Consider the following 8,102-nt stretch of genomic DNA (forward strand, 5'->3'; position numbering starts at 1 on the left):
AAGCACCGCTCCCACAGAGATAGCATTTCAATTCAAGTTGCGCGTATTGATAAGAGGGCTGGCCCGAGAATCAATGCCGCGAAGGATACTTCTGCTGCTGTTGAGTGATTTCAACCGGTGCATCGGTCTTGCTGGTCCACAAACTTTGCGCATAACCCGTAGTGACGACACCCAAGCCGAACAAAATAACCAAAATCCAAAGTAAATCCGGCTTGCGTTTCATTGACTGCCCTCCTTAGGCAAATCAATACGATGTCAGCATCGGTTTTTGTATAGGCCGTGCAGCAGCGTGGAGCTTAAAATCCCGGCATTTTGCGACAACGCGTGCCTACACGCAAACGTTGGCGTCAGCCGACTGTCGGTTTGTCATGAAACTGTCTGACAACTTGCCCGCAGCACCTATCAGGAGCAACAAACATGGCCTACTGGCTGATGAAATCAGAGCCCGACGAACTCTCCATCACTGACCTGCAACGCCTCGGCGATGCCCGTTGGGACGGTGTTCGCAACTATCAGGCGCGTAATTTTCTGCGCGCCATGGCAGTTGGTGACGAGTTCTTCTTTTACCACTCCAGTTGCCCGGAGCCCGGTATAGCTGGCATTGCCCGCATTACGCAGGCTGCTTATCCGGACCCGACCGCACTGGATTCGCAGAGTCACTATTTCGATGCCAAGGCCAGCGCTGATAAAAATCAGTGGAGCGCTGTCGATGTGGCCTTCGTCGAGGCTTTCCCGAAAGTGCTCGGTCTGGGTTATCTGAAGCAGCAAAGCGCGCTGGAAGAGTTGCCGCTGGTGCAGAAGGGCACACGCCTGTCCGTCATGCCCGTGACCGCCGAACAGTGGGCGGCGATCCTGGCCTTGCGTTAACCGTTACTGAACGATGAAGTTGTTGAACAGCAGATCTTCCACGATCGGCTTGCCTTCTTCGTCATTCATGACCTGCTGAACCTGCTTGAGCGCTTCCTGACGCAGCTTCTCTTTCGCTTCGGCACTGCTCATGGTGTCGACGGTTTGCTGAGTGAACAGCGCCACCAACTGGTTGCGGATCAGCGGATCGTTACGTTTTACAGCGGCCTGTGCTTCCGGACCGGTCACGCGCAACGCGATATCGGCCTTGAAGACGCGCAGCTTCGGGCCGCCATCCAGTGCGTAATTGCCCACGAACGGTGGCGTCAGGGATACATAGGCAACCTTGGGCGCCTCACCTTCTTTGGCCGCTTCTTCAGCCAGCGCCATGGTTGGCAATGACAAGGCCAACAACATCAAGATCCACGCTTTCACAGTTCACTCCTTTATCCGGTTTGCCGCCTAGCTTACTTGAGCTTATGCATGAGTATCAGGGCGGATCATGCTCATTGACCCGAAAATCTACATACCTGAACGTATCGGCCACGAATCCAAAAGGAATAGTCCGATGAAAGCCTTGCTGTGCAAAGCGTTCGGCCCTGCCGAAAACCTCGTCCTGGAAGACATCGCCAGCCCGCAAATCAAGAAGAACGAAATCCTGCTGGAGGTGCATGCTGCCGGGGTCAACTTTCCCGATACGTTGATCATCGAAGGCAAGTACCAATTCAAACCACCATTCCCCTTTTCCCCAGGTGGAGAAGCGGCAGGCGTAGTGGCTGCGGTCGGCGAAAAAGTAGCCCATCTGAAAGTCGGCGACCGGGTGATGGCCCTTACCGGCTGGGGCAGTTTCGCTGAACAAGTTGCCGTACCTGCCTACAACGTATTGCCTATGCCGCCCGCCATGGACTTCAACACCGCCGCTGCTTTCAGCATGACCTACGGCACCTCCATGCACGCGCTTAAACAACGCGCCAATCTCCAACCCGGCGAAACCCTGCTGGTGCTCGGTGCATCGGGTGGCGTCGGCCTCGCCGCTGTGGAAATCGGTAAAGCCATGGGTGCCCGTGTCATCGCCGCCGCCAGCTCTGCCGAGAAGTTGGCCGTCGCCAAAAACGCAGGTGCCGACGAACTCATCAACTACAGCGAAGCCAACCTCAAAGAAGAAATCAAGCGCCTCACCAACGGCAACGGCGCTGACGTCATCTACGACCCCGTCGGCGGCGACCTTTTCGACCAGGCCATCCGCTCCATCGCCTGGAACGGCCGCCTCCTGGTCGTCGGCTTCGCCAGCGGCCGCATTCCCGAACTGCCGGTCAACCTCGCGCTATTGAAAGGCGCCTCCGTTATCGGTGTGTTCTGGGGTTCATTTGCGCAACGTCAGCCTGAAGATAACGTCGCGAACTTTCAGCAGTTATTTGGCTGGTATGCGCAGGGCAAGTTGAAGCCGCTGGTATCGAAGATTTATCCGTTGGAAGAGGCGGGGCTAGCGATTGATTCGTTGGGCGAGAGGCGGGCGGTTGGGAAAGTGGTTGTTGGGATCAGGTGAAACGATTCCGCCAGATAACTTGGCGACATGTTCGTAAAACAACACGCGACGCTCCCTGTTTACTGCAAATTCTTGCGTAATAAGCAGTGCTTTTTTCTGTAATGAAAATGTAATATTCGCTTCCGCGCAGAAAAACAAAAAATGGAGTGTCTCGATGTTTGGTTTCTTCCGCCCCGCCGCACATCAGGCGCCCCTGCCTGAAGAAAAGGTCGACAGTACCTACCGACGTCTGCGCTGGCAGATTTTCGCAGGTATCTTTATCGGTTACGCCGGTTACTACCTGCTTCGTAAAAACTTCTCGTTGGCGATGCCTTATCTGATCGACGAGGGTTACACCCGTGGACAGTTGGGTGTAGCCATGTCGGCCATTGCAATTGCCTACGGCTTGTCCAAGTTCCTGATGGGCATTGTTTCCGACCGCTCCAACCCACGGTACTTCCTGCCATTCGGTTTGCTGGTATCGGCGGGCGTGATGTTCATATTTGGTTTCGCGCCTTGGGCTACGTCCAGCGTGACGATCATGTTCATTCTGTTGTTCATCAACGGCTGGGCGCAGGGCATGGGCTGGCCGCCAAGCGGACGGACCATGGTTCACTGGTGGTCGCAGAAAGAGCGCGGCGGCATCGTGTCTGTGTGGAACGTGGCGCACAACGTGGGTGGCGGTCTGATTGGTCCGCTGTTCCTGTTGGGTCTGGGCTGGACCAACGACTGGCACGCAGCGTTCTATGTGCCTGCCGCTGTGGCATTGCTGGTGGCGGTGTTTGCTTTCGCGACCATGCGTGACACGCCGCAATCGGTAGGTCTGCCTCCCATCGAGCACTACAAGAACGACTATCCGGAAGGCTACGATGCCAGCCACGAAGAAGAGTTTTCCGCCAAGGAAATCTTCGTCAAATACGTGCTGCGCAACAAAATGCTCTGGTACATCGCCCTGGCTAACGTGTTCGTTTACCTGCTGCGCTATGGCGTGCTGGACTGGGCACCGACCTACTTGAAAGAAGCCAAGCACTTCACGGTCGACAAGACGTCGTGGGCTTACTTCCTCTATGAGTGGGCGGGTATTCCGGGCACGCTGCTGTGCGGCTGGATGTCGGACAAGATCTTCAAGGGCAACCGTGGTTTGACGGGCGTGGTGTTCATGGTCCTGGTGACCATCGCGACACTGGTGTACTGGCTGAATCCGCCGGGCAATCCAACTGTCGATATGATCGCTCTGGTATCCATTGGCTTCCTGATCTACGGCCCGGTCATGTTGATCGGCTTGCAGGCACTGGAGTTGGTTCCGAAAAAAGCAGCGGGTACAGCGGCAGGTTTCACCGGCCTGTTCGGCTACCTGGGTGGCTCGGTCGCCGCCAGTGCAGCGATGGGCTACACCGTTGACCACTTCGGTTGGGATGGCGGGTTTGTCCTGCTGCTGATCGCGTGTGTGCTGTCTATCGTCTTCCTGCTGCCGACGTTGTGGCACAAGCAGATTGAGAGCACGTCGCGTTAAGTTGTCCCGTTCGGTAGGAGCCAACTTGTTGGCGAGGCGTCGGTTCTGCGTAATCAGGAATATCGTCTCGCGAACAAGCTCGCTCCTACCGGTTTACACCACCTGGCAATCCGCCCCGCAGCGCTTTAACCGCGCCTCCAGATTCAGATCCGGCATGGCGTGGATGCGCAGTGCGTTGGCGGTTTGTTCGACGTAGTCGCGGGTAGTGCCGTAACGGCCGCTGGCGCTGGCCAGCACCTGGCTGAGTACGCTGTCCGGCAAGTTGCCCGCGTAGCTGGGAAGATGTCGCTCCAGTACAAATCCGAGTGCCTGAACCCGTCGGCCGTCAGCAAGGCGGCAACTGAGCCAATGTGGGCGATAGGAAGGGAAGGGCATTTCTCGCTGCCACAAAGCAAGCAGCGATTCTTCGAGATTGTCTTCCGGCAAGCGGTAAGCAAAGCCGCTGCATGAGCCGCCGCGATCCAGGCCAAATACCAGACCGGGCATTTCCGGCGTTCCCCGATGCTCGTGCGACCACAGGTACAAACCGCGATGGTAACCATGGATGCGGCCGCGTTGACGCTCCACCGCGGTGCACTCGGGCCGCCAGATTAATGACCCATAGGCAAACAGCCAGACGGGTCCACCTTCGTGGCGCTGCATGGTCTGTTTCATCGAGAGCATCAATTGCTCGCGGGTCAGTTGCGGACCCAGATCGATAACGGGTGGATACGCCAGTCCCAGACCGTCGTGAACGGCCGCTGACAAGCTATTGATTTGATTCTCCATTCGGGCTCCCCTGGCCTGTACGCTGCCAGTTGTAGCGGATCTTGTATGGGTGACGCGCTGCAACGCGAGCTTGGGTGGATCAGTGAGCGTCGGTCTGATGAGTTAAGGGTCCGGCGATCACGTTTCACGGGTGAAACATTTGAATCTATTTAATGAAAAAAACAATGCAATTAGCAATCCACACAAGTTGCCCGCAGGCGGATTGCAGAATTTTCCCGATAAACGACGCGTAACGTTCGTGTTTAATTTACGGACGCATCCTACGTAACACTGGGAGAGTTCTGCTTACAGAGTCAACTGCGCGAGTCGTATAACGCCCGGCCTTAAAGTCATAAGCGAAAAGGTCTGGGTATGAAAGTGGGTGTAGCGATCAACGCAATATCGCTTATAGCGCTGAGCGCGGGTGCGATGCAGGCTAAGGCCGACGTGTCTGTAGAAGAGAGCGGGGACAGCTTTTGGGTTGTGCAAACCAGCGTGTATACCCGGCATTTTTCGCCCTCGCCTGAGCATAATAACCGCCAAAACCTTATCGGACTGGAGCGCAACGAAGCGTCAGGACTGGTCTATGGTGGCGCGACTTTCCGTAACTCATTCGCGCAACGTTCCGTGTATGGCTATGTGGGCAAGCGCTTCAACAGCAGTCGGTATCCCGCTGTTTACCTGAAAGTCACAGGTGGGCTGCTGCATGGGTATAGGGGCGAGTACCGTGACAAGATTCCGTTGAATCGCTACGGCGTAGCGCCAGTGATCATTCCGGGGGTGGGCGTCAACCTGGGTCCGGTCACTGCGGAAGCCGTCCTGTTGGGGGCTTCCGCTGCGATGCTCAACCTCGGTTTTCGCTTTTGACACCGAGCTGATCAGGGCCGTGGCGCGTAGGCAAATACGTCGGCGCGCATTTGATGCGCATCCATCCCGGCACTGACCAGCGCGTCGAGGGTTGCGTAGATCATGGCGGGGGAGCCGCTGGCGTAGACGTGGACTGCCGACAGGTCGTCGATATCTTCGCAGACAGCCTCATGAAGCATGCCGCAACGTCCTTCCCAGCCACACAAGTCGCTGACCACTTTGTGCAGAAACAGATTGGGCAGCTTTTTCCACTCTTCCCAATGCTTGATCTCGTAGAAGTCATCCGGACGACGCGCGCCCCAGTACAAGTGCACCGGGTGCGCGAAACCTTTGGCGCGGCAGTGTTCGATCAGGCTGTGCATCTGCGCCATGCCTGTACCGGCGGCGATCAACACCAGCGGGCCATCGGGCAGATCGGCAAGGTGCGTGTCACCAAACGGCAGCTCGATGCGAGCCATTTGATCGCGCTGCAATTGCTCGATCAGGCTTTGCGCGCTGGCCTCGCGGACCAGTACATGCATCTCCAGATCACGACCGCTGTGGGGGGCTGAAGCCAGGGAAAACGCCGATTTCTCGCCGCTGTCCTTATGGATCATCAAGTACTGACCGGCGTGATAACGCGGCGGCTTGCCGGCAGGTGCGCGCAGGCTGACACGCCAGACATCACCACCGACTTCAACGCACTCGCCAAGTTGACAGGCGAATGTGCGAACAGGCAGCTCACCTAAAGCGAGCACGCCGTCCCACAGCACTTCACAGTCCTCAAGCGGCTCTGCAAGGCAGGTGTAGATCTCGCCGTGGGTGAGTTCGTCGTCGGCCTGTTTCACGCGGCCGTGGACCAACAGCGCCGAGCACACATGGCAGTTGCCGTTGCGACAGCTTTGCGGGCATTCGTAACCCAAACGTTGCGCGGCATCGAGAATCCGCTCGCCAGGCAAGGTTTCCAGCACTGCACCCGAAGGCTGCAAAGTTACGCGCATCAATCTATTCCCAACTGATTCCAGATTTCGTCGACCCGGCGAGTAGTGGCTTCGTCCTTGACGATCACCCGACCCCACTCACGTGTGGTTTCGCCTGGCCATTTATGCGTTGCATCCAGCCCCATCTTTGAACCCAGTCCGGAAACCGGCGAGGCGAAATCCAGATAATCAATCGGCGTGTTTTCGATCATTACCGTGTCGCGCTTGGGGTCCATGCGCGTGGTAATGGCCCAGATCACGTCGTTCCAGTCCCGGGCATTGATATCGTCGTCGGTGACGATAACGAACTTGGTGTACATGAACTGTCGCAAAAACGACCACACACCGAGCATCACGCGCTTGGCATGGCCGGGGTACTGCTTCTTCATGGTCACCACCGCCATACGGTACGAGCAGCCTTCCGGCGGCAAGTAGAAATCGGTGATTTCCGGGAACTGCTTTTGGAGGATCGGCACGAACACTTCGTTCAATGCAACGCCAAGAATCGCAGGCTCATCAGGCGGACGACCGGTGTAAGTGCTGTGATAGATCGGCTTGATGCGATGGGTGATTCGCTCGACGGTGAACACCGGGAAGCTGTCGACTTCGTTGTAATAGCCGGTGTGGTCGCCGTACGGACCTTCATCGGCCATCTCGCCGGGATGGATCACGCCTTCCAGAACGATTTCTGCACTGGCTGGGACTTGCAGGTTGTTGCCACGGCACTTGATCAGCTCAGTACGGTTACCCCGCAACAGGCCTGCGAAAGCATATTCGGAGAGGCTGTCCGGTACCGGCGTAACTGCGCCAAGGATGGTTGCCGGGTCCGCGCCCAAGGCAACGGACACCGGGAACGGTTCACCGGGGTGTTTGATGCACCATTCCTTGAAGTCCAGCGCGCCGCCACGATGACTCAACCAGCGCATGATGACTTTATTGCGGCCGATGACTTGCTGGCGATAGATGCCCAGGTTCTGCCGTTCTTTATTCGGACCGCGAGTTACGGTGAGACCCCAGGTGATCAGCGGGCCAACGTCGCCAGGCCAGCAGGTCTGAACGGGCAGCATCCCCAGATCCACATCGTCGCCTTCAATGACTATCTCCTGGCAAGGCGCGTCTTTGACGACTTTCGGTGCCATGGAGATGACTTTTTTGAAGATTGGCAGCTTGGACCAGGCGTCTTTCAAACCCTTGGGAGGCTCGGGCTCTTTGAGGAATGCCAGCAGTTTGCCGATCTCCCGCAGTTCGCTGACTTCTTCCGCGCCCATGCCCATGGCAACGCGTTCTGGTGTGCCGAACAGGTTGCCCAGCACGGGGATATCAAAGCCCACCGGCTTTTCGAATAGCAGAGCCGGGCCCTTGGCGCGCAAGGTCCGATCGCAGATTTCGGTCATTTCCAACACTGGGGAAATGGGCATCTGAATGCGTTTCAACTCTCCGCGCTGCTCAAGCTGCTGCACGAAATCCCGTAGATCCTTGAATTTCATTAACCCGGCCACCGATAAAATAGGTTCGTATCGTACCTGCTCTTAGAGTTCGTGGCAGCTTTGAAGTATCGGGATTGGGTCGCTAATACCAATTGTTGAAATACATTCCTGTGGGAGCGAGGCTTGCCCGCGATAAGACCTCCGCGGTTTTTACCTGG

9 protein-coding genes are annotated in these 8,102 nt (G+C 56.9%); 4 read left to right on the forward strand and 5 right to left on the reverse strand.

The window, feature by feature from the left end; translation table 11 throughout:
* Positions 1-70: 70 nt before the first annotated feature.
* Entirely contained in the window at positions 71-223 is a 153-nt protein-coding gene (locus H8S59_RS24820; RefSeq protein ID WP_095101991.1) for a hypothetical protein, read from the reverse strand.
* Positions 224-417: 194 nt separating this feature from the next.
* On the opposite strand from H8S59_RS24820, the gene H8S59_RS24825 reads away from it, so the two are divergent.
* On the forward strand, positions 418-867 hold the full coding sequence (locus H8S59_RS24825; protein ID WP_187523136.1) for an EVE domain-containing protein: 450 nt from the start codon (positions 418-420) through the stop codon (positions 865-867).
* 3 nt (positions 868-870) lie between these two features.
* Here H8S59_RS24825 and H8S59_RS24830 read toward each other — a convergent pair whose 3' ends face one another.
* The gene (locus H8S59_RS24830; RefSeq protein WP_095101995.1) at positions 871-1,281 is read right to left on the reverse strand and encodes a flagellar basal body-associated protein FliL; all 411 of its coding nucleotides are present in this window, start codon (positions 1,279-1,281) and stop codon (positions 871-873) included.
* Positions 1,282-1,414: 133 nt separating this feature from the next.
* On the opposite strand from H8S59_RS24830, the gene H8S59_RS24835 reads away from it, so the two are divergent.
* Together H8S59_RS24835 and glpT are read left to right on the forward strand one after the other, a co-directional pair.
* Positions 1,415-2,392: an NADPH:quinone oxidoreductase family protein gene (locus H8S59_RS24835; RefSeq protein ID WP_187523137.1), complete on the forward strand. Its 978-nt coding sequence runs from the start codon at positions 1,415-1,417 to the stop codon at positions 2,390-2,392.
* Between the two features lie 154 nt (positions 2,393-2,546).
* On the forward strand, positions 2,547-3,884 hold the full coding sequence (glpT, locus tag H8S59_RS24840; RefSeq protein ID WP_095102021.1) for a glycerol-3-phosphate transporter: 1,338 nt from the start codon (positions 2,547-2,549) through the stop codon (positions 3,882-3,884).
* Positions 3,885-3,977: 93 nt separating this feature from the next.
* Here glpT and H8S59_RS24845 read toward each other — a convergent pair whose 3' ends face one another.
* Complete coding sequence (locus tag H8S59_RS24845; protein ID WP_187523138.1) at positions 3,978-4,652, reverse strand: gamma-glutamylcyclotransferase; 675 nt, start codon at positions 4,650-4,652, stop codon at positions 3,978-3,980.
* A gap of 408 nt (positions 4,653-5,060) precedes the next feature.
* Between H8S59_RS24845 and H8S59_RS24850 the strand changes: the two genes are divergently transcribed.
* Positions 5,061-5,498, forward strand: coding sequence for a sn-glycerol-3-phosphate transporter (locus H8S59_RS24850; RefSeq protein ID WP_246475605.1), 438 nt, complete (start codon positions 5,061-5,063; stop codon positions 5,496-5,498).
* 11 nt (positions 5,499-5,509) lie between these two features.
* Here H8S59_RS24850 and H8S59_RS24855 read toward each other — a convergent pair whose 3' ends face one another.
* Both H8S59_RS24855 and ubiD read right to left on the reverse strand, forming a co-directional pair.
* Positions 5,510-6,478 carry a CDP-6-deoxy-delta-3,4-glucoseen reductase gene (locus tag H8S59_RS24855; RefSeq protein ID WP_187523140.1) on the reverse strand — a complete coding sequence of 323 codons (969 nt, stop codon included), beginning with the start codon at positions 6,476-6,478 and terminating at the stop codon, positions 5,510-5,512.
* Complete coding sequence (ubiD, locus tag H8S59_RS24860) at positions 6,478-7,944, reverse strand: 4-hydroxy-3-polyprenylbenzoate decarboxylase (RefSeq protein ID WP_095102029.1); 1,467 nt, start codon at positions 7,942-7,944, stop codon at positions 6,478-6,480. The genes H8S59_RS24855 and ubiD overlap by 1 nt, the downstream gene beginning before the upstream one ends.
* Positions 7,945-8,102 lie beyond the last annotated feature (158 nt).

It is taken from the genome of Pseudomonas folii (genome assembly GCF_014357575.1).
Classification (GTDB): Bacteria; Pseudomonadota; Gammaproteobacteria; order Pseudomonadales; family Pseudomonadaceae; genus Aquipseudomonas; species Aquipseudomonas folii.

What these genes read in the sequence shown, in the direction of transcription:
- H8S59_RS24820 (WP_095101991.1), bottom strand. Translation starts at nt 223, where the DNA reads ATGAAACGCAAGCCGGATTTACTTTGGATTTTGGTTATTTTGTTCGGC.
- H8S59_RS24825 (WP_187523136.1), top strand. Translation starts at nt 418, where the DNA reads ATGGCCTACTGGCTGATGAAATCAGAGCCCGACGAACTCTCCATCACT.
- H8S59_RS24835 (WP_187523137.1), top strand. Translation starts at nt 1,415, where the DNA reads ATGAAAGCCTTGCTGTGCAAAGCGTTCGGCCCTGCCGAAAACCTCGTC.
- glpT (WP_095102021.1), top strand. Translation starts at nt 2,547, where the DNA reads ATGTTTGGTTTCTTCCGCCCCGCCGCACATCAGGCGCCCCTGCCTGAA.
- H8S59_RS24845 (WP_187523138.1), bottom strand. Translation starts at nt 4,652, where the DNA reads ATGGAGAATCAAATCAATAGCTTGTCAGCGGCCGTTCACGACGGTCTG.
- H8S59_RS24850 (WP_246475605.1), top strand. Translation starts at nt 5,061, where the DNA reads ATGCAGGCTAAGGCCGACGTGTCTGTAGAAGAGAGCGGGGACAGCTTT.
- H8S59_RS24855 (WP_187523140.1), bottom strand. Translation starts at nt 6,478, where the DNA reads ATGCGCGTAACTTTGCAGCCTTCGGGTGCAGTGCTGGAAACCTTGCCT.
- ubiD (WP_095102029.1), bottom strand. Translation starts at nt 7,944, where the DNA reads ATGAAATTCAAGGATCTACGGGATTTCGTGCAGCAGCTTGAGCAGCGC.